Source organism: Micromonospora sp. NPDC049151, assembly GCF_040648395.1.
Classification (GTDB): Bacteria; Actinomycetota; Actinomycetes; order Mycobacteriales; family Micromonosporaceae; genus Micromonospora.
This window is the reverse complement of sequence record NZ_JBEZDP010000031.1, coordinates 19425-40743: the sequence shown is the minus strand read 5'-3', so window position 1 is coordinate 40743 and position 21319 is coordinate 19425. Positions and strand designations below refer to the sequence as shown.

General features: G+C 74.4%; 22 protein-coding genes and 1 tRNA gene. 17 read left to right on the top strand and 6 right to left on the bottom strand.

Annotated features, from left to right (window positions below; genetic code table 11):
- Positions 1-2 precede the first annotated feature (2 nt).
- Together AB0B20_RS26750 and AB0B20_RS26745 are read right to left on the bottom strand one after the other, a co-directional pair.
- Complete coding sequence (locus AB0B20_RS26750) at positions 3-1745, bottom strand: trypsin-like peptidase domain-containing protein (RefSeq protein WP_357474411.1); 1743 nt, start codon at positions 1743-1745, stop codon at positions 3-5.
- Positions 1742-2086, bottom strand: coding sequence for a CU044_2847 family protein (locus tag AB0B20_RS26745; RefSeq protein WP_357387479.1), 345 nt, complete (start codon positions 2084-2086; stop codon positions 1742-1744). Before AB0B20_RS26745 ends, AB0B20_RS26750 begins: the two co-directional genes overlap by 4 nt.
- 230 nt (positions 2087-2316) lie before the next feature.
- Here AB0B20_RS26745 and fdh point away from each other — a divergent pair, with 230 nt between their 5' ends.
- The 9 genes from fdh to AB0B20_RS26700 all read left to right on the top strand — a co-directional run bounded on the left by fdh (position 2317) and on the right by AB0B20_RS26700 (position 12845).
- On the top strand, positions 2317-5640 hold the full coding sequence (gene fdh, locus AB0B20_RS26740; RefSeq protein ID WP_357474408.1) for a formate dehydrogenase: 3324 nt from the start codon (positions 2317-2319) through the stop codon (positions 5638-5640).
- Positions 5633-6676 carry a 4Fe-4S dicluster domain-containing protein gene (locus tag AB0B20_RS26735; protein WP_357387475.1) on the top strand — a complete coding sequence of 348 codons (1044 nt, stop codon included), beginning with the start codon at positions 5633-5635 and terminating at the stop codon, positions 6674-6676. Before fdh ends, AB0B20_RS26735 begins: the two co-directional genes overlap by 8 nt.
- Complete coding sequence (gene nrfD / locus AB0B20_RS26730; protein WP_357474404.1) at positions 6673-7854, top strand: NrfD/PsrC family molybdoenzyme membrane anchor subunit; 1182 nt, start codon at positions 6673-6675, stop codon at positions 7852-7854. The genes AB0B20_RS26735 and nrfD overlap by 4 nt, the downstream gene beginning before the upstream one ends.
- A 45-nt stretch (positions 7855-7899) precedes the next feature.
- Positions 7900-7995, top strand: a tRNA-Sec gene (locus tag AB0B20_RS26725).
- Positions 7996-8017: 22 nt separating this feature from the next.
- Positions 8018-9310, top strand: coding sequence for an L-seryl-tRNA(Sec) selenium transferase (gene selA, locus AB0B20_RS26720; protein WP_357474401.1), 1293 nt, complete (start codon positions 8018-8020; stop codon positions 9308-9310).
- Between the two features lie 5 nt (positions 9311-9315).
- On the top strand, positions 9316-11079 hold the full coding sequence (gene selB / locus AB0B20_RS26715) for a selenocysteine-specific translation elongation factor (protein ID WP_357387469.1): 1764 nt from the start codon (positions 9316-9318) through the stop codon (positions 11077-11079).
- Between the two features lie 45 nt (positions 11080-11124).
- Positions 11125-11322 carry a hypothetical protein gene (locus tag AB0B20_RS26710; RefSeq protein WP_013286387.1) on the top strand — a complete coding sequence of 66 codons (198 nt, stop codon included), beginning with the start codon at positions 11125-11127 and terminating at the stop codon, positions 11320-11322.
- Complete coding sequence (locus AB0B20_RS26705; RefSeq protein ID WP_357474398.1) at positions 11322-12599, top strand: hemolysin family protein; 1278 nt, start codon at positions 11322-11324, stop codon at positions 12597-12599. The genes AB0B20_RS26710 and AB0B20_RS26705 overlap by 1 nt, the downstream gene beginning before the upstream one ends.
- A gap of 66 nt (positions 12600-12665) precedes the next feature.
- The gene (locus AB0B20_RS26700) at positions 12666-12845 is read left to right on the top strand and encodes a hypothetical protein (protein ID WP_073829444.1); all 180 of its coding nucleotides are present in this window, start codon (positions 12666-12668) and stop codon (positions 12843-12845) included.
- Between the two features lie 9 nt (positions 12846-12854).
- Here the strand turns inward: AB0B20_RS26700 and AB0B20_RS26695 are convergent, their stop codons facing one another.
- Entirely contained in the window at positions 12855-13511 is a 657-nt protein-coding gene (locus AB0B20_RS26695; RefSeq protein WP_357387465.1) for a hypothetical protein, read from the bottom strand.
- A 127-nt stretch (positions 13512-13638) separates the two neighbouring features.
- Between AB0B20_RS26695 and AB0B20_RS26690 the strand changes: the two genes are divergently transcribed.
- Positions 13639-13839: a hypothetical protein gene (locus AB0B20_RS26690; protein ID WP_318334106.1), complete on the top strand. Its 201-nt coding sequence runs from the start codon at positions 13639-13641 to the stop codon at positions 13837-13839.
- On the opposite strand, the gene AB0B20_RS26685 is transcribed toward AB0B20_RS26690, so the two are convergent.
- The 3 genes from AB0B20_RS26685 to AB0B20_RS26675 all read right to left on the bottom strand — a co-directional run bounded on the left by AB0B20_RS26685 (position 13836) and on the right by AB0B20_RS26675 (position 15442).
- Positions 13836-14309, bottom strand: coding sequence for a hypothetical protein (locus AB0B20_RS26685; protein ID WP_357387463.1), 474 nt, complete (start codon positions 14307-14309; stop codon positions 13836-13838). The two genes, AB0B20_RS26690 and AB0B20_RS26685, sit on opposite strands and share 4 nt — an antisense overlap.
- The gene (locus tag AB0B20_RS26680) at positions 14306-14515 is read right to left on the bottom strand and encodes a phosphatidylethanolamine-binding protein (RefSeq protein ID WP_120569853.1); all 210 of its coding nucleotides are present in this window, start codon (positions 14513-14515) and stop codon (positions 14306-14308) included. Before AB0B20_RS26680 ends, AB0B20_RS26685 begins: the two co-directional genes overlap by 4 nt.
- A 93-nt stretch (positions 14516-14608) precedes the next feature.
- A complete protein-coding gene (locus AB0B20_RS26675; RefSeq protein ID WP_357387461.1) occupies positions 14609-15442 on the bottom strand; it encodes a universal stress protein in 834 nt (277 codons plus the stop codon).
- Positions 15443-15570: 128 nt separating this feature from the next.
- On the opposite strand from AB0B20_RS26675, the gene AB0B20_RS26670 reads away from it, so the two are divergent.
- From AB0B20_RS26670 to AB0B20_RS26640, 7 genes are all read left to right on the top strand, one after another.
- Positions 15571-16317 carry an SAM-dependent methyltransferase gene (locus AB0B20_RS26670; RefSeq protein WP_357387459.1) on the top strand — a complete coding sequence of 249 codons (747 nt, stop codon included), beginning with the start codon at positions 15571-15573 and terminating at the stop codon, positions 16315-16317.
- A gap of 98 nt (positions 16318-16415) precedes the next feature.
- Positions 16416-17603 (top strand): GAF domain-containing SpoIIE family protein phosphatase, encoded by a 1188-nt coding sequence (locus tag AB0B20_RS26665; protein ID WP_357387457.1) that lies wholly within the window; start codon positions 16416-16418, stop codon positions 17601-17603.
- Positions 17604-17651: 48 nt separating this feature from the next.
- A complete protein-coding gene (locus AB0B20_RS26660; RefSeq protein WP_357474395.1) occupies positions 17652-18122 on the top strand; it encodes a MarR family transcriptional regulator in 471 nt (156 codons plus the stop codon).
- A gap of 299 nt (positions 18123-18421) precedes the next feature.
- Positions 18422-19060, top strand: coding sequence for a CDP-alcohol phosphatidyltransferase family protein (locus tag AB0B20_RS26655; RefSeq protein ID WP_357474392.1), 639 nt, complete (start codon positions 18422-18424; stop codon positions 19058-19060).
- Positions 19057-20025, top strand: a complete 969-nt coding sequence (locus AB0B20_RS26650) for a DUF881 domain-containing protein (protein ID WP_357474389.1) — start codon at positions 19057-19059, stop codon at positions 20023-20025. The genes AB0B20_RS26655 and AB0B20_RS26650 overlap by 4 nt, the downstream gene beginning before the upstream one ends.
- Complete coding sequence (locus tag AB0B20_RS26645; protein WP_007071104.1) at positions 20022-20354, top strand: small basic family protein; 333 nt, start codon at positions 20022-20024, stop codon at positions 20352-20354. Before AB0B20_RS26650 ends, AB0B20_RS26645 begins: the two co-directional genes overlap by 4 nt.
- A 10-nt stretch (positions 20355-20364) precedes the next feature.
- Positions 20365-21297 carry a DUF881 domain-containing protein gene (locus AB0B20_RS26640; RefSeq protein WP_357387449.1) on the top strand — a complete coding sequence of 311 codons (933 nt, stop codon included), beginning with the start codon at positions 20365-20367 and terminating at the stop codon, positions 21295-21297.
- Positions 21298-21319 lie beyond the last annotated feature (22 nt).

Here is a 21319-nt window from a genome sequence, read left to right as displayed (position 1 = left end):
CCTCACTCCGCGAAGCCGAGCGGCGCGGGGCGCCGCTTCGGTTCGTCCCACAGCAGTGTCACGTCCCGGCCGCAGTGTCCGGGATCGTCGTTCAGGCCGGATTCCGCGCGCAACGCGCGAATCGTCCGGGGAAGCTGGTCGCTGCGCAGACCATGCAGGCGTTCGGCCATGTCCCGGCAGAACCTGGTGGCCGGGCATCCCTCGGCCGGCACGGTGTGCCGTTCGCAGGAGCCTCGTCGCCACAGCAGCGCCGGCACGCCGGTGGCCACCGCCTCGTGTACGTGCCTCTCAGCGGCCCACACGCCGGTCAGGCCGACCGCTACCGGCGTGTCGTCCTGCCACAGCCAGGCCCGGAACTTGTCCGGTTGGGGAACTGCGGCGGAGCACTCCAGCCAGCGGACGATCGCGTCCAGGGTGCGTGGGTCCTCGCGCAGGCGGTTGGCACGCCGCACGATCTCGTGCGGGGTGGTGGAGTTGAACCAGTCCAGGTCGCGTACCACCACCGGCCCCTTCCAGCCCAGCGGCGCGGTGTCGCCCTCGGCGACCCAGCTCTCCACGTCCCAGCCGAGCAGCCCGCGGGGCAGGACGAACTCGACCCCGATCGTCTCGCAGCCGTGGGGGATGCGGGCGTAGGCGCGGGGCAGCGCCTGCTGCACGGCGGTACGGACCTTGGCTCGGGAGACCTCCACGTCGTCGAGGACCGGCTCGTCGAGGTCGCCCTCGGGGCCGCTCGCGGTCCAGATGGTCAGCCGGTGCGCCCGGCGGCGAGGCGCGCCGGTCGTGGCCACCCGGACCACGATCCACGCCTGCCGGACCGCGACCTCGGCGGCCGGCCCGTCAGCGGGCGACGGGCCGGCGCCCCAGCCGTGCCGGCCGCTCCATTCGTGCAGGGCGGCACGGCGGCCGGGCACCCGCTTGCCGACCTCCCACAGCAGCCTCACCACCAGGTCGCGGATCCCGTCCTCGCCGGAGGTGGGCAGGACCGCCAGTGCCTCGGCCACCGCGAGCAGGGAGGGCAGCGGGCGGGCAGGCAGCGGGTCGGGGCCCGCCCACAGCGCCCGGCCCATGACGTGCGCGTCCGGCAGGTGGACGCCCCGCAGGATGTCCCGCAGCTCCCGGTAGGGCCCCGGACCGAACGGACCCAGCGCGATCCGCTCGGCGATCTCCGGCCACTGCCTGTGGATTTCGTCCATCGGCAGGATGACGCCGCTGCGGCTCCCGCCGGGACCGGCCCGGTCGGCAGAGATCACCATGCCGACCACGTCGTACGAGCCCTTGACGTAGGCGGCGGAGCCGCTGTATCCCTCGGTCAGCACGAAGCCGGTGCCGTCGGTCGCGTCGGTCTGGCAGGCGTGGCCGGCGAGACGCGGGTCCGGCTCCGCGGTGAAGTAGGCGATCTGCCCGGTCTCGAGGTAGCCGCTGGGGAAACCGAAGGCGGCCAGTTCCTGCCCGGCGTAGACGTCCACGGCGTGCAGCGGCGCCAGCCGAGCCGGGACCACTGTCACCGGCTCGTCCAGGCGGACCACCGCGAGGTCTCCCTCGCTGCTTCCGCGCTGCCAGGGGCCGCAGAAGACGACAGTCCCCGGCGCGGCGTGGTCTCGGCCGAGAGCCAGGAACGACACGGTCACCTCGGATCGGTCACCGACGACGTGCGCGCAGGTCAGCACGTGGCGTTCGTCGATCAGGAAGCCGCTGCCGCGGGTCGCCCCGGTGATCCTGGCGTGCCACGCCGGTTTGTGACTCACCGCGCGGGTGCCTCGCCCGGGGGTGGCCCGGCGGACCAGGTCAGCTTGACCGTCAGGTGGGCGTCCATCCCGGTCTTGGCGAAGACGGCGCCCGCCTCGGCGGTGAAGTTCACGCCGAACTCGATCTCGATGTCGTCCGGGCGGTGCGCGGCGGCGCGGAAGGTGGCCAGCGCCTTCTGCGCCGCGATGTTGATCTCACGCAGGCCGGTCTCGAAACGCCTGCGCGCCTCCACGATGTGCTCGTCGAGCCCGGCCTCGCCGAACCCGGTGTCCTGGCGACGGATCTCGAAGAAGACCTCCTCGCCGTCCTCGGTCCGTACCCGCATCAGTTCCGTTGCCACTCCGACCTCCCGCCGCACCAGCTTCATCGATGATCAAGCACCACCGGGACGGGCGCTGTCGGGTGCCCGACTGAACCGGACCCCGCTTCACGTTCGCCCGGACGCCGGTCGCGGCACCCCGTCCGGCCCCCCGAACGGGGCCGATCGGCGGCTCGACTCGCACGTCCTGGACGGCTGCCCTAGGGTTACCGGAAGAGGTGAGCCGTTCTCGACGGGGAGGGGGTGCCCAGGTGGGTCTGAAGACGTTCATCCAGGGGTGGCCCGTCTACCGGCAACTCACCGGCACCGACCCGCTCGGTCGCGGCGCCGCCGCCCAGTCGGCGCGCTCCGCCGAGCTGAGCCCTCGCACCGAGACCGCCGACGGCATGGCCCGCTCGGTCTGCCCGTACTGCGCGGTGGGCTGCGGGCAGCGCGTCTTCCACTCCGACGGCAAGGTCACCCAGATCGAGGGCGACCCGGACAGCCCGATCTCGCGCGGCCGCCTCTGCCCGAAGGGCTCGGCCAGCAAGAGCCTGGTGACCAGCCCGCTGCGCCAGACCACGGTGCGCTACCGCCGGCCGTACGCGACCGAGTGGGAAGACCTGGACCTCGACGTCGCGCTCGACATGATCGCCGACCGGATCCTCGCCGCCCGCGCGGAGACCTGGGAGGACGTCGACGACGAGGGCCGACCGCTGAACCGGACGCTCGGCATCTCCAGCCTCGGCGGCGCGACGCTGGACAACGAGGAGAACTACCTCATCAAGAAGCTGTTCACGGCGATGGGGGCACTCCAGATCGAGAACCAGGCGCGTATTTGACACTCCGCCACCGTCCCCGGTCTGGGGACCAGCTTCGGTCGCGGCGGCGCCACGGACTTCCAGCAGGATCTCGCCAACGCTGACGTCATCGTCATCCAGGGCTCGAACATGGCCGAGGCCCACCCGGTGGGCTTCCAGTGGGTGATGGAGGCGAAGAAGCGCGGCGCGAAGGTCTTCCACGTCGACCCGCGGTTCACGCGTACCAGCGCGCTCGCCGACACGTACCTGCCGATCCGGGCGGGCACCGACATCGCGCTGCTCGGCGGCGTGGTGCACCACATCCTGGAGAACGAGCTGGACTTCCGGGAGTACGTGCTGGCGTACACGAACGCGGCAAACATCGTCAGCGAGCAGTTCGCCGACACCGAGGACCTGGACGGCCTGTTCTCCGGATACAACCCGGACACCGGCTCGTACGACCACGCGACCTGGCAGTACGCGGGTCACGAGGGCGAAGCCAAGATCCGGGGCACCGGCAAGGAACGCGACTCGGCCTCCGGGCTGGAGCACGAGTCGCACGGCGAGCCGATGCCGCCGCAGACCGAGCGGGACGAGACGCTGCGGCACCCGCGCTGCGTCTACCAGATCCTGAAGCGGCACTTCTCCCGCTATACGCCGGAGATGGTGGCGCGGGTGTGCGGCATCCCGGAGGAGAAGTTCCTCGAACTGGCCCGCGCGTGGACGGAAAACTCCGGCCGGGAGCGTACCGGCGCGCTCGTCTACTCGGTCGGCTGGACGCAGCACAGCGTCGGCGTGCAGTACATCCGCACCGGGTCGATCATCCAGACGCTGCTGGGCAACATGGGCCGTCCGGGCGGTGGCATCCTGGCGCTGCGCGGGCACGCCAGCATCCAGGGCTCCACCGACATCCCGACGCTGTTCAACCTGCTGCCCGGCTACCTGCCGATGCCGCACCACGCCGACCACCCCACGTTCGACGAGTGGGTGAACAGCATCCGGCACCCGGGCCAGAAGGGCTTCTGGGGCAACTCGCGTTCCTTCGCGGCGAGCCTGCTCAAGGCGTACTGGGGTGACGCGGCGACGCCGGAGAACGACTTCTGCTACGGCTACATGCCCCGGATGACCGGCGACCACGGCACGTACCAGCAGGTCCTGAACATGATCGACGGCAGGGTGAAGGGCTACTTCCTGCTCGGCCAGAACCCGGCGGTCGGCTCGGCGCACGGCCGGGCGCAGCGCCTGGGCATGGCCAACCTGGACTGGCTCGTCGTCCGCGACCTGTTCATGATCGAGAGCGCCACGTTCTGGAAGAACGGCCCGGAGGTCGCCACCGGCGAGATCGTCCCGGAGGAGTGCCGCACCGAGGTGTTCTTCCTGCCGGCGGCCTCGCACGTGGAGAAGGAGGGCACGTTCACCCAGACGCAGCGGCTGCTGCAGTGGCGGGAGAAGGCCGTCGACCCGCCGGGCGACGCCCGCTCCGAGCTGTGGTTCTTCTACCACCTCGGCCGCGTGCTTCGGGAGAAGCTGGCCGGCTCCACCGAGCGCCGCGACCGCGCGCTGCTGGACCTGGCCTGGGACTATCCCACGCACGGTCCGCACGCGGAGCCGAGCGCCGAGGCGGTGCTCCAGGAGATCAACGGGTACGAGGTCGGCACCGGCCGTCTGCTCAGCGGCTTCGCCGAGGCCCGCGACGACGGCTCCACGGCGATCGGCTGCTGGATCTACTCCGGCGTGTACGCCGACGGGGTGAACCAGGCGGCCCGCCGCCGCTCCCGCCACGAGCAGGACTGGGTGGCCGCCGAGTGGGGCTGGGCGTGGCCGGCGAACCGCCGCACGCTCTACAACCGCGCGTCCGCCGACCCGGACGGCCGGCCGTGGAGCGAGCGCAAGAAGTACGTCTGGTGGGATCCGGACGCCGGCGAGTGGACCGGGTACGACGTGCCCGACTTCGAGAAGACGAAGCCGCCGTCGTACCGGCCGCCCGAGGGTGCCTCCGGCCCGGACGGGCTCGCCGGTGACGACCCGTTCGTCATGCAGGGTGACGGCAAGGCGTGGCTGTACGCGCCGAGCGGCGTCCTCGACGGCCCGCTGCCGACGCACTACGAGCCGGCCGAGTCGCCGATGCGCAACCCGCTCTACGGCCAGCAGGCCAACCCGACCCGCAAGGTCTACGAGCATCCGATCAACCGGATGAACCCGAGCCCGCCGGAGCCGCACAGCCAGGTCTTCCCGTACGTGTTCACGGTCAGCCGCCTCACCGAGCACCACACCGCCGGCGGGATGAGCCGTACCGTGCCGCGCCTGGCCGAGCTGCAACCGGAGATGTTCGTCGAGGTGTCACCGGAACTCGCCGGTGAGATCGGGCTGGCCCACCTGGGCTGGGCGCACCTGATCACCGGACGCGCGGTGATCGAGGCGCGGGTGCTGGTCACCGACCGGCTCACCCCGCTGCGGGTGGACGGCCGGATCATCCACCAGGTCTGGCTGCCGTACCACTTCGGCACCGAGGGCCTGGTGACCGGCGACTCGGCGAACGACCTGTTCGGCATCACACTCGACCCGAACGTCCTCATCCAGGAGAGCAAGGTCGGCACCTGCGACATCCGGCCCGGCCGGCGGCCCACCGGCCCGCCGCTGCTGGACCTGGTCGGCGACTACCAGCGGCGGGCCGGGATGACGCCGGACCGCAAGGTGCCCATGGTGACCACCGACGCGGCCGGCGGGGACGACGCCGCCGGCAGCACGGACGAGCAGTCGGCCGCCGCGCACCAGGACGGGGAACCGCATGCCTGACGCCAACAGCCTGTACGGCCCGCTGGACCCGGCCCCGGACGCGGGCTGGGTCTCCGCCCCGCCCCGGATGGGCTTCTTCACCGACACCAGCGTGTGCATCGGCTGCAAGGCGTGCGAGGTGGCCTGCAAGGAGTGGAACGACGTCCCCGACTCGGGGTTCGACCTGCTCGGCATGTCGTACGACAACACCGGCGCGCTGACCGCGAACTCGTGGCGGCACGTCGCGTTCATCGAGCAGCCCCGCCCGGCCGGCCACCGCACGCCGCCGTTCGCGGGTGACCCGACGGGCCCGGCGACCAGCCCGGCGTCGGCGGCCGCCGGCGCGCTCACGGCACCGGACACCGGTACGAATCCGGGCCTGCCGCCGGGGCAGCCGGAGGCGGCGGCGCGGATGGCCGCCGGTCCGGAGTTCCTCGGCATGCCCGGTGCCCGGCCGCCCGGGCGGGACAGCGGCGCGGAGAGCCGTACCGACTTCCGCTGGCTGATGATGTCGGACGTGTGCAAGCACTGCACGCACGCGGCCTGCCTGGACGTGTGCCCGACCGGTTCGCTGTTCCGCACCGAGTTCGGCACGGTGGTGGTGCAGGAGGACATCTGCAACGGCTGCGGCTACTGCATCTCCGCCTGCCCGTACGGCGTGATCGACCAGCGTAAGGGCGACGGCCGGGCGTGGAAGTGCACGCTGTGCTACGACCGGATCGGCGCGGGCATGACGCCCGCCTGCGCGCAGGCGTGCCCGACCGAGTCGATCCAGTACGGCCCTCTCGACGAGCTGCGGGAACGGGCCGCGAAGCGGGTCACCGCGCTGCACGAGCGCGGCGTGCCGGAGGCACGGCTGTACGGCCACGACCCGACCGACGGGGTGGGCGGCGACGGCGCGTTCTTCCTGCTGCTGGATGAGCCCGAGGTGTACGGGCTGCCGCCGGACCCGGTGGTCACCACCCGGGACCTGCCGAAGATGTGGAAGCGGGCCGGACTGGCCGCGCTGACCATGGCGGCGGCTGCCGTCGCCGCGTTCGTCGGAGGATCGTCGTGAGCCCGGACCGCCCGGTCGGTGACCGGTTCCGCCGATTCCGCGAGCGCCTGTCCACGCAACGGGAGAGCGGCGGCGCCGCCGAGGGGGAGGGCGGCAGCCGGGCCACCGCCGCCGGTCCCGGCGTGGGCCGCACCGACGCGGGCTCCCGCGACGCCGGGCTGGCCCCGCACCCGCCCCGCGACGCGGTGCCGCGTCGCGCCCGGCGTAAGGGCGGCAAGGGCGGCGGGGAACAGCTCAACGTCCCACCGGCCGAGTTCACCTCCTACTACGGCCGGCCCGTCCTCAAGCCGCCGGTGTGGCGGTGGGACATCGCCGCGTACCTGTTCACCGGCGGTCTCGCCGCCGGTTCGTCGCTGCTGGCCGCGGGCGGGCAGCTCACCGGCCGCCCCGCGCTGCGCCGCGCCGGCCGGATCACCTCGCTCGCGGCGGTCGGCGCGAGCACGTACTTCCTGGTGAACGACCTGGGCCGGCCGTCGCGCTTCCACCACATGCTGCGGGTGGCGAAGGTGACCTCGCCGATGTCGGTGGGCACCTGGATCCTCAGCGTGTTCGGCCCGGCCGCCGGGGCCGCGGCGATCGCCGAGGCGGCCCCGCTGCTGCCCGAGCGGGGTCTGCTGGGGCTCGGCCGCCGGCTGCTGCCCCCGGCCGGGCACGCCGCCGGTCTGGTCGCCGCCGTCACCGCGCCGGCGCTGGCCACGTACACCGGGGTGCTGCTGGCGGACACGGCGGTGCCGTCGTGGCACGAGGCGTACCCGGAACTGCCCGCCATCTTCGCCGGCAGCGCCCTGGCCAGCGGCGCGGGCGTCGGGCTGGTGGCCGCGCCGCCCGGGCAGGCCGGCCCGGCGCGGCGCCTCGCGGTGGCGGGCGCGGCGATGGAGCTGTGGGGTTCGCACCGGGTGGAGAACCGGCTCGGGCTGCTCAGCGAGCCCTACACCCAGGGCACGCCCGGCAAGCTGCTGCGCGCGGGCCGGGCGCTGACCGCCGCCGGTGTCGTGGGCGCGCTTGTCGGTCGGCGCAGCCGGGTGCTGTCCGCGCTGTCCGGCGGCGCGCTGATCGCCGCGTCGGTGTGCACCCGGTTCGGCATCTTCCACGGCGGGGTCGCCTCGGCGCGGGATCCGCGGTACACGGTGGTGCCGCAGCGCGAACGCGCCGACCGGCGGGCCGCCGACCAGGTCTGACACCTCCCCGGGCGGCCCGCGCCGCGCTGTGATTGACTGCTGCGTGGAGGCGTTCAGGCGGCTGGTGCCCCTCCCGGTCTTCAAAACCGGTGTGGTCCGGGACCCGGGCCAGGCGGGTTCGATTCCCGTCCGTCTCCGCCAAACCGTTCCCGGGAGTGCGCCGATGCGTGAGGTCGACCCGCGACGGCGGGTTCCGCGCACCGACGCGCTGCTCGCCGATCCCACGCTGGCCGCCGCCGCCGCAACGCTCGGCCGCGACCGGGTCAAGGCCGCGATCGTCCGCGCGCAGGACCGCGCCCGCCGCGGTGAGCTGACCCCCGATCAGGTACGCGACGCGGCACTGGCGGACCTGCCCGGCCGCACGCCCCGGCCGGTCCTCAACGCCACCGGCGTGGTGCTGCACACCAACCTGGGCCGCGCCCCGCTCGCCCCGTCGGCCGTGGACGCGCTCGTCGCCGCCGCCGGGCACACCGACGTGGAACTGGACCTGCGGACCGGGCGGCGGGCCCGGCGCGGCCGGGAGGCGCTCGACGCGCTCGCCGCCGCCGTGCCCGACGCGGGGGCGGTGCACGTGGTGAACAACGGCGCGGCCGCGCTGGTGCTCGCCGCGACCGCGCTGGCCGCCGGCCGGGAGATCGTGGTCAGCCGCGGCGAGCTGGTCGAGATCGGCGACGGGTTCCGCCTGCCCGACCTGCTGGCCAGCACCGGCGCGCGGCTGCGCGAGGTGGGCACCACCAACCGCACCACGCGCGCCGACTACGCGGCAGCGATCGGCGAGCACACCGGGTTCGTGCTGAAGGTGCACCCGTCGAACTTCGTGGTCACCGGCTTCACCTCGGCGGTGCCGGTGGCCGAGCTGGCCACGCTCGGCGTGCCGGTGGTGGCGGACATCGGCTCGGGGCTGCTCGCGCCGGATCCGATGCTGCCCGACGAGCCGGACGCGGCCACCACCCTGCGCGCGGGCGCGCACCTGGTCACCGCCAGCGGCGACAAGCTGCTCGGCGGCCCGCAGGCCGGTCTGCTGCTCGGCGACGCCGGCCTGGTGCAGCGGCTGCGCCGGCACCCGCTCGCGCGGGCGCTGCGGGTGGACAAGCTCACCCTCGCCGCGCTCGCCGCCACCCTGTACGCGCCGAGCACGCCCACCCGGGACGCGCTGCACGCCGACCCGGCCCGGCTGCGGAAACGGCTGGAACGGCTGCGCGACCGGCTCGGCGAGGACGGCTGCAAGGCCGAGGTGGTGCCCAGCGCCGCTGTGGTCGGCGGCGGCGGGGCACCCGGGGTGGAGCTGGACTCGTGGGCGCTGAGCCTGCCCGAGCGGTACGCCGGGCCGCTGCGTACCGGCGACCCGGCGATCCTCGGCCGGGTGCTGCAGGGCCGGCTCCTGCTCGACCTGCGCGCCGTGCCGGAGGGCGCCGACGCGCGGGTCCGCGCGGCAGTGCTGAGCGTGGAGGACTGACCGGCATGTGGGTGGTGGCGACCGCCGGGCACGTCGACCACGGCAAGTCCACGCTGGTGCGGGCGCTGACCGGGATGGAACCGGACCGGTGGGCGGAGGAACGCCGCCGGGGCATGACAATCGACCTCGGCTTCGCCTGGACGACACTGCCCTCGGGCGGCACCCTCGCCTTCGTCGACGTGCCCGGGCACGAGCGGTTCGTGCCGAACATGCTCGCCGGTGTCGGCCCGGTCCCGGCCGCGCTGATCGTGGTGGCCGCCGACGAGGGCTGGATGCCGCAGTCGGCCGAGCACCTGACCGCGCTGGACGCGCTGGGTGTGTCGTACGGGTTGCTCGCGGTGACCCGCGCGGACCTGGCCGATCCCGGCCCGGCCTCCGCGCGGGCCCGCGCGGAGGTCGCCGCCACGTCGCTGGGCGAGGTGGAGGCGGTGCCGGTCTCCGCGGTCACCGGCGCCGGGCTGCCCGAGCTGCGCGCCGCCCTGGACCGCCTGACCGCCCGGCTGCCCGACCCGGCCGCCGACGCGCCGGTGCGGCTCTGGGTGGACCGCGCGTTCACCGTCCGGGGCAGCGGCACTGTGGTCACCGGCACGCTCGGCGGCGGCCGGCTGCGCGTCGGCGACGAGCTGGAACTGGCCGCCACCGGCGAGACGGTACGGGTACGCGGACTGCACTCGCTCGGCGTCGCACACCCCGCCGTCGAGGCGGTGGCCCGGGTCGCGGTGAACCCGCGCGGCCTGCCCCGGGACCGGGTCGGGCGCGGCGACGCGCTGCTCAGCCCCGGCCGGTTCGGGCGTACCGACCTGCTCGACGTGCGGCTGTCCGGCGATCCGGCCGCCGACCTGCCGGCCACGCTCACCCTGCACGTGGGCTCGGCGGCGGTGCCCGCCCGGGTCCGGCCGCTGGGCCCGGACACGGTACGGCTGCGCCTGGCCCGTCCGTTGCCGCTGCTGATCGGCGACCGGGCGCTGTTGCGCGATCCCGGCCGGCACCACGTCGCGGGCGGCGTGACGGTGCTGGACGTGGACCCGCCGCCGCTGCGCCGCCGGGGCGCGGCCGCCGCCCGCGCGGCGGTGCTGGCCGGCCTGGACGGGCGGCCGGACCCGGCCGGGGAACTGCGGCGACGGCGGCTGGTCCGGGCCGGGGACCTGACCCGGATGGGCGTGCCACCGACCGCGACGCCGGTGGCCGGGCAGTGGCTGGCCGACCCGGAGCACTGGCGGGACCTGGGCCGCCGCCTCACCGAGGAGGTCACCCGGTACGCCGCCGAGCATCCGCTCGCCGCGGGCGTACCCGTCGACGTGCTGCGGCACCGGCTCGACCTGCCCGACCGCGCCCTGGTCACGGCGCTGCTGCGCCCACCGCTGCGGCTGCGTGACGGCCTGGTCACCGCGGCCCCGCAGCAGACCCTGCCGGACCCGGTGGCCCGGGCGGTGGACCGGGTCCGGGCCGAGTACGGCGACCGCCCGTTCCAGGCTCCCGAGGCGCACCACCTGGCCGACCTCGGGCTCGGCCCTCGGGAGATCGGCGCCGCGGTGCGGGCCGGCGCGCTGCTGAAGCTGGCCGAGAACGTGGTGCTGCTGCCCGGCGCACCGGACGACGCGGTACGCGTGCTCGCCGGGCTGCCGCAGCCGTTCACGCTCAGCGCCGCCCGGCAGGCGCTCGGCACCACCCGCCGGGTGGCGGTGCCGCTGCTGGAGCTGCTGGACCGGCGCGGGGCCACCCGGCGGTTGCCCGACGACGCCCGCGAGGTGGTCCGCCCGCCGGGCTGAGCCAACCGGCGCCACCGCCCCACGCCGGTCACCTACCGTGACGCCATGGACCCTTCCGCGGTCTGGCGGGACAAGAACCACAAGTGGCGGATCGAGGCGTACCGGGCACCGGACCTGCGCTTCGCCATCTTCGCCACGAACGGCCCCACCGAGTCGGCGCCGCTGTGGCTGTTCGGGATGGCCGCGCTGGCCCGCTGGCTGATGACCCACGCGATCTCGCTGGACGACCTGGAGACCGACTGATGGGTGTCCAGGTCGCGCTGGTGCTGGTCCTGATCCTGGTCAACGCCGCCCTGTCCGGCAGCGAGATGGCGCTGGTGAGCCTGCGGGAGGGGCAGTTGCGGCGGCTGGCGCGGTCCGGTCGGGCCGGGGCGCGCCTGAGCCGCCTCACCCGCGAGCCGAACCGCTACCTGGCCACCATCCAGCTCGGCATCACGCTCGCCGGGTTCCTCGCCTCGGCCGCCGCCGCGGTGACACTCGCCGAGCCGCTGGTCGGCCCGCTGGGCTTCCTCGGCGCGGCCGCCCGTCCGGTGGCGGTGTTCGTGGTGACGCTGCTGCTGACGTTCCTCACCCTCGTGGTGGGGGAGCTGGCGCCCAAGCGGCTGGCCATGCAGACGGCGGAACGGTGGGCGCTGATCAGCGCCGCCCCGCTGGACCTGCTGGCCCGGCTGTCGCGGCCGGCGGTGTGGCTGCTCGGCCGCTCCACCGACCTGCTGGTCCGGCTCGCCGGCGGCGACCCGCGCGCCAGCCGCGAGGAGGTGACCGAGGAGGAGCTGCGGGAGATGCTGGTCAGCCAGCGCGGCCTGTCCGCCCAGCAGCGGGAGATCCTCGCCGGAGCGTTCGACATCGCCGGCCGTACCCTGCGGGAGATCCTCGTCGCGCGCCGCGACGTGACCACGCTCCCCGCCGACCTGCCGGCGGCCGACGCGATGCGGCACCTGGCCGCGACCGGGCGGTCCCGGGCGCCGGTGATCGGACCGGGCGGCCTCGACGACGTCCGCGGCACCGTGCACATCCGCGACCTGGTGGACGCCGACGGCGCGCTCGTCGGCGACCGGGCCCGCCCGCCGCTGCTGCTACCCGGCACGCTGCCGGTGGCCGACGCGATGCGGCAACTGCGCCAGCGCCACGAACAGCTCGCCCTGGTGGTCGACGAGTACGGCGGCGTGGACGGCCTCGTAACCATGGAGGACCTGCTCGAGGAGGTGGTCGGCGAGCTGTACGACGAGACCGACAAGGACGTACGCCGCGCCGTGCGGGAGCCGGACGGCGCGTTGCTGCTGCCCGGCGACTTCCCGCTGCACGACCTGCCCGACGTGGGCGTGCGCGTGACGTTCCCGCTGTCGCGGGAGTACACCACGGTGGCCGGGCTGGTGCTGGCCGGTCTGGGCCGGCTGCCCGAGGGTCCGGGGGAGCGGGTGCGGCTGCCCGGCCTCACCGTCGAGGTGGTCGAGGTGGCCGGGCGCGCGATCCGCCGGGTCCGGCTGCGCGGCCCAGCTGTCGGCCGCTCCCCGGACTGACACCCGGACGGGGGACAACCGCCCGATCCCCGTCCCGTGTCCGGCCGCCGGCCGTACGGTGCGGGCGTGAAGGACCGAGGACTGCGTACGTTCATCACCGTGCTGGCCGGACTTGCCGTGATCTACTTCGGGTTCTCCGGGAGCCGCGGCAGCGGCGAGGAGGGCGTCTCCGGCGGCGTGGTGCTGCTCGCGCTGCTCGCCTCGCTGCTGGCCTGGAACCTCACCAAGCCCGGCCCGGCCAAGTAGCCGCCCGGCTCAGTGGGCGGTCGCGGCGCTGCGGCTCACCTCGCCGGCCGACTCCTCGCCCAGGGCCACCCGCACCAGCGCCGACGCCAGCCGGCCGAAGTCGGCCTCGCCGACCAGCCCGACCAGGTCACCCGGGCTCGCCGGCAGGCCCAGCCGGCGCGCCCCGGCGAGCGTGCGCCGGTCGGCGTACGGGCACACGTCCGGCCAGACCGACTGCGCCTCGCGCAGGAAGATGTCCGCGCCGGTGGGGCCGATGCCGGGGAACTCGGTGAGCAGCCGGCGCAGCACGGCCCGGTCGGCGCCGGCCTCCCTGTGCAGCCGCCGCAGGTCGCCGTGCCAGCGATCAAGGCAGAGCCGGGCGCCGGTGCCGAGCATGGTGGCGGTCCGCTCGTCGTAGCGCCGGTAGTGACCCCGGCCCAGCGCGTCGACCCGGTCCTGCCAGGTCGCCGCCTCCATCGCCTGCGGGGTGCGGTAACCGGCGGCGAACAGTTCCCGGGCGGCGGCCACCGCCACCGAGGCCCGGATCCGGGTGCTCAGCAGCGTGGTGAGCACCAGCAACTGGTACAGCGGGCCGGGCCGGTCGGCCAGGGCGATGCCGGCCTCCTCCGCGTACGTGCGGGACTGCCGGTCCAGCAGGGCTCGCGCGACGTTGCGATCGTCTGGCATCCACCCGCATTACCCGCCCCGGCCCCGGCCAGACCCCCGGGCCGAGCCGGAATGCGCCGGGCGGCGGCGGGTACGCGGGGCGGGTGCGCGGCCGACGCCGTGTGCTCCCACCGGGAAGGAGAGACCCGTGGTCAAGCCGCAGCAGGAGGAACTGCGCCGGAACGACCTCGGCGCCACCAGCCAGGACAGCCGTAAGACGGCCACCCAGGCGGGCGGCCGTTCGCGAGGCCGTGGCACGTCGAACGCCGACGCCGGACGGCCCGTCCCGAGGGGACAGGTGTCGCCGTACGGCCCGGCCGGTGAGCCGGTCGCCGACGACGAGAGCTAACCGCGCGCCGACGTCGGCCGCAGCCGCCGCCAGGTGGCTGCGGCCGACAGCCCGTACGCCAGGTGCGGAATCAGGTCGGAGACCCAGTCGCCGCGCCGCCACGTGCGCGGGTCGGTCACGCCGAGCACCGTCATCGAGCCGTCGGAGGTGGCCATCACCCCGCCGCCGAGCAGCACCGTGGCCAGCGGCAACGGCACCAGGCGACGCGCGGCGAGCAGGCCGAACGCGGCTCCGGCGGCGATGCCTGTGGCGTACCCGAGAAGTGGCCCCAGGCCGGAGCGGCGGTTCGCCGCCTCGTCGCCGGGGCCCAGGTCGACGTGCGTGACGTCGGCCAGCCGTCCGGCCACCGATTCGGGGGTGCTGCTGGCCGGCCGGGCCCGTAACGCCATGTCGAGGTAGGACACCGCGTTGAGGACGGCGCTGCCGACGGCGCCCGCGATGGCGCCGTCGACAACCGCTGCCGTCCTCACTTCGGGTCACCCGGTTCCCGGTTGCCCTTGGGGCCGTAGGTCCGTTCGCCCCGGACCACACCGCGTTGGCCCCTGTCGTCCTGGAGGATCCGGTTGGCGACCTGGTTCGCCTCCTTGTCGGCGGCCCGTCCGGACTGCTCGACGAGGTCGCGAAGGCGTGCCCGCTGCTTGTCGTACGCGTTGCTGCCCGGCCGTGGTCCTGGCATCTCTGCCTCCTGCGGATCGCTGTGCGCTGACCGTAGGCGTCTACCCGCCCGGGCCGGGACCAACCGTGCCGGACCGGCCGCACGGGCCGGCGCTCAGTCCGGGGCGCGGACCACCGCGACCGGGCAGGCGGACCGGTGCAGGATCCCCTGGCTCACCGAGCCGAGCAGCAGCCCGCTCAGCTCGCCCCGGCCCTGCCGCCCCACCACCACGAGTTGCGCGTCGCGGGACGCCGCGGCCAGCGCCGCGACCGGCTTGGCGCGTATCGCCTCGGTGTGCACCGCCAGCGCCGGCCACCGCTCGCCGATCCCGGCGAGCGCCTCGGCGAGCACCCGCTCCTGCTCGGCGTCGTCCCGGTTGCGCGAGGCCGCGTGCAGCACCCGCAGCGGCGCGTCGCGCACCGCCGCGGTCTCGGCGGCGAACTCGACGGCACCGCGCGACAGTGTGGAGCCGTCCACGCCGACCACGACCGGGCCGTCCGGGCGGGCGGCGCCGCGGTCGATCAGCACCGGGCAGTCGGCGTACGAGGCGACCTGCAGGGCGACCGAGCCGATCACGAGCGCGGCGAAGCCGCCCAGGCCCCGGTCGCCGAGCACGATCACGGCGGCGGTGGGGGACTCGGCGAGCAGTACCGCCGCCGCCTCGCCGTCGATGATCTCGCCGGTGATGCGCAGCCCCGGCGATTCCGCCTCGGCCACCGCGACCGCGTCGGCGACCAGCTGCTCGGCCTGGTGGCGCAGCCCCGCACCGGGTGGTGACCCGGCCGGCGCGGAGACCGGCACGCGCATCAGCGGCCAGATGAAGCCGTGCACCAGACGCAACGGCCGGTTGCGCGCCCGCGCCTCCCGGGCCGCCAGGCGTACCGCCCGCGTCGCGGGCTCGGAGCCGTCCACTCCGGCCACCACCGCGGCCCCGTTCGCCGAGTTCACCAGTACCTCCTCGTGGCGGGCACCCCCGTGGCCAGTATCGCGGCCGGGACGTTCGGCCCGGGGCGATACCGGCGGGCTCGTCCGCTGGGTACGCTGGCGTGCAGCGCCCAGGGGAGGGAGCCCCGTCGATGGATCAGCCGGACGGACCGAGCACCGCCCGCATGATCGACTACTGGCTCGGCGGCCGGCACCACCGCCCGGTGGACGTGGCCGCCGCGACGGCGTTCGAGGCGGCGTACGGGCCCTGCGCGGCGATCTTCCGCTCGCTGCGCGGCTTCCTCGGCCGTACCGTGCGGGCCATGGCCGACGACGGGATCGACGGCTTCCTGGTGTTCGGCGCGGGCGTGCCCACCTGCGGCAACGTGCACGAGGTCGCGCCGGAGGCGACGGTCCTCTACACCGACGTGGACCCGGAGACGGTCCGGCTGGGCCGGCGCCTGCTCGCCGGCAGCGACCGGGCCGGCTACGGCTACGGCGACGCCACCGACATCGGGACCGTCGACCGGGCGCAGTTGCACCGCTTCGTGCCGGGCTGGGGGAGACGGCCGGTGGGGGTGGTCTTCCTCGGGCTGGCGGCGTTCCTGGACGACGACACCCTCGCCCGTACGCTCGACGAGCTGTACCAGGCGGTGGCGCCGGGCAGCCGGCTGGCGATCGACTTCGACTCCGAGGAACTGGCCGGGCACCCGGAGGCGCTGGCCATGATGGGTCCGGCGTTCCGGATGCGGGCGCCCGGGCGGTTCGCGCCGCTGCTGGGCCGCTGGCAGCCGACCGGCGACGGCATCGTGCCGGTGGCGCGGTGGCGGCCGGTGGGGGAGCCGGAGCCGGTGCCGGACGCGTTCCACGGCGCGCTGGCGTCGCGCCCGGCCGGCTGAGCCGGTCCCGGCACGCGCGGCCGAGGCGGAGCGTACGCCGTCCCGTGGCCTTCGTATGATGTTTGCTCTGTAGCAATAGTCGTCATCGGAGGATGAGCATGCCGGAGGCGTCCGGAACGGTGTCGCGTGCCCTGCGCACGGCGCCGCCCGACAAGCTGGTGGAGACCGCGGACGCGGTGCTGCGCCAGACGCTCGGGGCCGCGCGGGCGGAGGTGTTCGTCGCCGACTACCGCGCCAGCGGACTCTGGCCGGTGCTCGACCCGGATGTGCCCGACGGCGGCCCGCTGCTGGCCCGCAGCGTGGCCCAGCGCTGTTTCAGCAGCCAGGAGCCGGTTCTGGACATCGTCGAGGACGGCCGCTGCCGGGCGTACCTGCCGCTGTCGGTGTGGGGCGAGCGGCTCGGCGTGCTGATGGTGGAGCTGCCCGGCGACCCGGACGCGGCCACCGTGGAGGCCGCCCGCGACGCCGCCGGGGAACTCGCCGTGGCGATCCGGGCGGCCGACCGGGAGACCGACCGCTACCGGCGGGCCCGGCGGCGGGAACGGCTGAGCATGGCCGCCGAGATGCAGTGGGACCTGTTGCCGGGGCGCAGCGTACGGCTGGGCGACGCGCTGCTCGCCGGACAGCTCGAACCGGCGTACACGGTGGGCGGTGACCACTTCGACTGGTCGGTGGACGGTGACCGGCTCACCCTCACCGTGCTCAACGGCACCGGCATCGGCCTGGCCGCGTCGATGCTGACGGCGATGACCGTCAACGCCATGCGCAACGCCCGGCGGTCCGGCGGCAGCCTGGTGGAGCAGGCGGAGCTGGCCTCGGACACCATCTACTACCAGCACCGGGGCAGCCGGCACGTGGCCACCCTGCTGCTGGAGCTGGACAGCCGGCGGGGCGTGATGCGGGTGGTGGACGCCGGCTCTCCGCAACTGCTGCGGCTGCGCGGGGGCCGCGTCACGCCGATCGCGCTGGAGCAGCAACTGCCGCTGGGCATGTTCGCCGAGACGCGCTACGACGTGCAGGAGTTCACTCTGGATCCGGGCGACCGTCTCTTCGTGGTCAGCGACGGGGTGTACGCGGCGGAGCCCGACGACCAGGAGCCGTACGGCGTCCGGGCGATGGCGCGCGCGATGCGGTCGACTCGGCTGCAGCCGGCGACCGAGGCAGTTGGTACGGTGATGCGCGAACTGCACGCGTACCATGCCGACGCGGATCTCCGCGACGACGCGGTGGTCGTCTGCCTGGACTGGCTGGGCTCCAGCCGGTCCGACGACGCGACGGGGCAGTGACCGGGGCGGCGGAGCGAACACGAGCGGGACGATCGCAGGGGACAGCGAGTGGAGCGACCTCCGAATCTTGCCGCGGCCATCGAGTCGGCTGCGGAGGCGCTCATCGGTGTGCTCGACTCCGCGACCTCCCGGCACACCGTCAGCGTCTCACCCACCCAGTTGCGGGTGCTGTCGCTGATCGTGTCGCATCCGGACACCAACGTGAACCGGCTGGCCGAGCTGCTGGACGTGGTCCCGTCGTCGGCGAGCCGGCTCTGCGACCGCCTCGAGGCGGTCGGCCTGTTGCGCCGGGTGGCCGACCCGCGCGACCGGCGGGAGGTGCGGCTGATCCCGACCGCGGCGGCGGACACGCTGCTGCGCGACCTCCAGGAGAGGCGGCACCGGGCGGTGCAGGCCGTGCTCGACCGGATGCCCAACCGGGTGCAGCACGAGCTGCTGCTGGCGCTTGTGGCGTTCAGTCAGGCGGCCACCACGTCCGCCCCGCAGGCCGGCTCCGACTCGGCCGCGCGTACAGCCTGACCCGGCACGCCGGCGTCCGCCCCGCCTCCCACCGCTCGACTAGTGTCCTAGGATGCCTTAGCGGTTGTGATGGTCGCCACCGTGACACCGCTGAGCAACCACGCAGCGGGCGAACGGAACGGGAAGGGCGAGCCCGATATAGTGGCAGCGCTACTGGGCGGCCCGTGATCACGGGCCGCGTCGGGGAGGTCCCAGCCCGGGATCACAGAGGGCGCCGGCGTCTGACCGGCCGGCAACGCGCACGTCCCTCCAGCGGCCGCTCGTCCGGCTGCCGGACCGTGCTGCGAAGGGAGGGTTCGGTGTCGCGTCGGCCGGCTCCAGCTGAGCAACCGGATTCCAGGGCCACCACGGTCGTGGGAGACCGCGTCCTCACGCTGCCCAACCTGATCAGCTTCGTCCGGCTCGTCGGCGTGCCGGTCTTCCTGTACCTGTTCCTCGTGGTCCGTGCCGACGTCGCCGCCATCGCGGTGCTCGCCGTGGGCGGCACCAGCGACTGGGTGGACGGCTGGATCGCCCGCCGTCTGGGCCAGGTGAGCCGGCTCGGCGAGCTGCTCGACCCGCTGGCCGACCGCCTCTACATCCTCGCCACGCTGCTCGCGTTCACCGCCCGCGAGGTGGTGCCCTGGCAGTTCACCGGGGCGCTGCTGGCCCGCGAGCTGCTGCTGCTGGTGTCCCTCGGCGTGCTGCGCCGGTACGGCTACGGCCCGCCGCCGGTGCACTACATGGGCAAGACCGCGACGTTCCTGCTGCTGGCGGCGTTCCCGGTCCTCCTGCTGGCGGACGCGGTGCCGGGCGCCGGCACCGCCGCCGGCGCGATCGGCTGGGGGCTGGCCTGGTGGGGCCTGGTCCTCTACTGGGTGGCCGGCGCGATGTACGTGGTGCAGGCCAGCCGCCTCGTGCGGGTCATGCGGGAGCGGCGCGCGGAGGCGGCGGCATGACCGCGCCGCCGTCCCGGGACGGGGAGAAGGAGCGCGACCCGTCGAGCCGGGTGTACGCGCCGGACTTCCTGACCGAGCTGTTCCGTAATCCGCTGGATCCGGGATACGGGGACGCGTCGGCGCGCCGGGCGACGGGCTCGATGTCGCGGGTGCGGCAGGTGCTGGGCCGCCCGGTGAGCCTGCTGGTGCTGGCGGTGATCGGGTTCCTGTTCGCGGTGGCGTACCGGGAGACGGTGGCGGAGGAGCCGAGCCGCGCGACGGCGCGGGCCGGCCTGGTCGCCGAGATCAAGGGCCGGGAGGCGGAGACCGACCGGTTGACCGAGCGCGCCGAGCAGTTGCGCGAGGAGGTCGGCCGGCAGCGGGACGCGACGCTGAGTGGTTCGCAGGCGTCCCGGTTGCGCACGCTGGAGGCGGGTACCGGCCTGGCCCGGGTGCGCGGGGACGGCGTGGTGGTGCGGCTGGCCGACGCGGCGGCGGACGAGGACGGCGTGACCAACGGGGACGCGGGTCCGTCCCGGGTGCTGTATTCGGATCTGCAGAAGGTCGCTAACGCGTTGTGGGCGGCGGGCGCCGAGGCGGTGGCGGTGAACGGCCAGCGGTTGACGGCGACGTCGACGATCCGGTCGGCGGGTGAGGCGATCCTGGTGGACTACCGGCCGGTGACGGGTCCGTACGAGGTGCAGGCGATCGGGCCGAGGTCGATGCGGGACCGGTTCGACGAGAGCCGGGCGGCGGCGTTGATGCGTGAGGTGGCGCGGACGACGGGTCTGTCGTTCGGGGTGAAGCGGGTCGGTGACCTCACGTTGCCGGCGGCGCCGCAGCCGCGGCTACGCTACGCCGAGCCTCCGGCGACTCCCGGTCCGAGCGCGAGTGCGCGTCCGTCGGGTTCGGGTGCCGCCGGTTCGTCGAGTCCTGGGTCGTCCGGCCCGGATGTTTCTTCCAGCCCCTCGGGAGGTGGCCGATGATCGCGGTGCTGGCGTTGCTCGCCGGTGTGGTGCTCGGGGTGTATCTGGACCCCACCGTGCCGGCGGCGTTGCAGCCGTATCTGCCGATCGCTGTGGTGGCCGCGTTGGACGCGGTGTTCGGTGGGGTGCGGGCGAAGCTGGACCGGATCTTCGACGACAAGCAGTTCGTGGTGTCGTTCATCTCGAATGTGCTGGTGGCGGGTCTGATCGTGTATCTGGGTGACCAGTTGGGTGTGGGCGGTCAGTTGTCGACGGGTGTGGTGGTCGTGCTCGGCGTGCGCATCTTCGGAAACGTGGCGGCGATCCGCCGGCACCTGTTCCGGGCGTAGGTTTGTGGCGATGAGCGAGGAACACAGGGAGACGGGGACGGGGTGGCCGCGGCCGGGGGAGCCGGCGCGGCCGTCGGGTCCGGCTGGTGAGCCGGATCCGCGCCCGGACGCGCCCGATCCGGACGAGTTGAGCCCGTTGGCGCCGGTGGAGCCGGTGCCGGACGAGGCGGCGGAGCCCGCGGAGCGGGAAGCGGTGCCGGAGTCCGAGCCGGAGCCGGGTGCGGCGGCCGGTGCGCCGTCGGTGGCCCGGCGGTTCTCGTCGGCGGGCGCGATGATCGCGGTGCTGCTGGCGTTGCTGGGTTTCACGCTGGTGGTGCAGTTCAAGACGACGTCGACGGATCCGACGCTCGCGGCGACGCGGGAGGAGGACCTGGTGCGGATCTCGTCGGATCTGGATTCGCGGGAGCGGCGGCTGCGCCAGGAGATCGAGTTGCTGGAGGAGAGCCAGCGGCAGTTGCGCTCGGGTGAGCAGGGCCGGCAGGCGGCGTTGGAGGAGGCGACGCGGCGGGCGGACGAGCTGGGCATCCTGGCGGGTACGTTGCCGGCGGTGGGTCCGGGTCTTGAGGTGCGGTTCTCGGGGCCGTCGAAGGCGGTGTCGTCGACGCGGATCCTGGACGCGGTGCAGGAGTTGCGGGGTGCGGGCGCGGAGGCGATGCAGATCCAGGGGGCGGACGGTACGGCGGCGCGGGTCATCGCGTCGACGTATTTCGTGGACGGGCCCGATGGTGCGCTGGTGGTGGACGGGCGTCGGTTGACGGGTCCGTTCACGATCATGGTGATCGGTGATCCGGCGACGATGCGTACGGCGTTGAACATTCCCGGCGGGGTGGTCGCATCGGTGCGGGACGGCGGCGGTAACGTGACCTCCGAGGATCGTGAGGTTGTGGAGGTTTCGCAGCTGCACGCGCCGATCAAGCTGGACCACGCCCGGCCGGTTTCGTGACCGGTCGCGGCCGCGCCGGTTT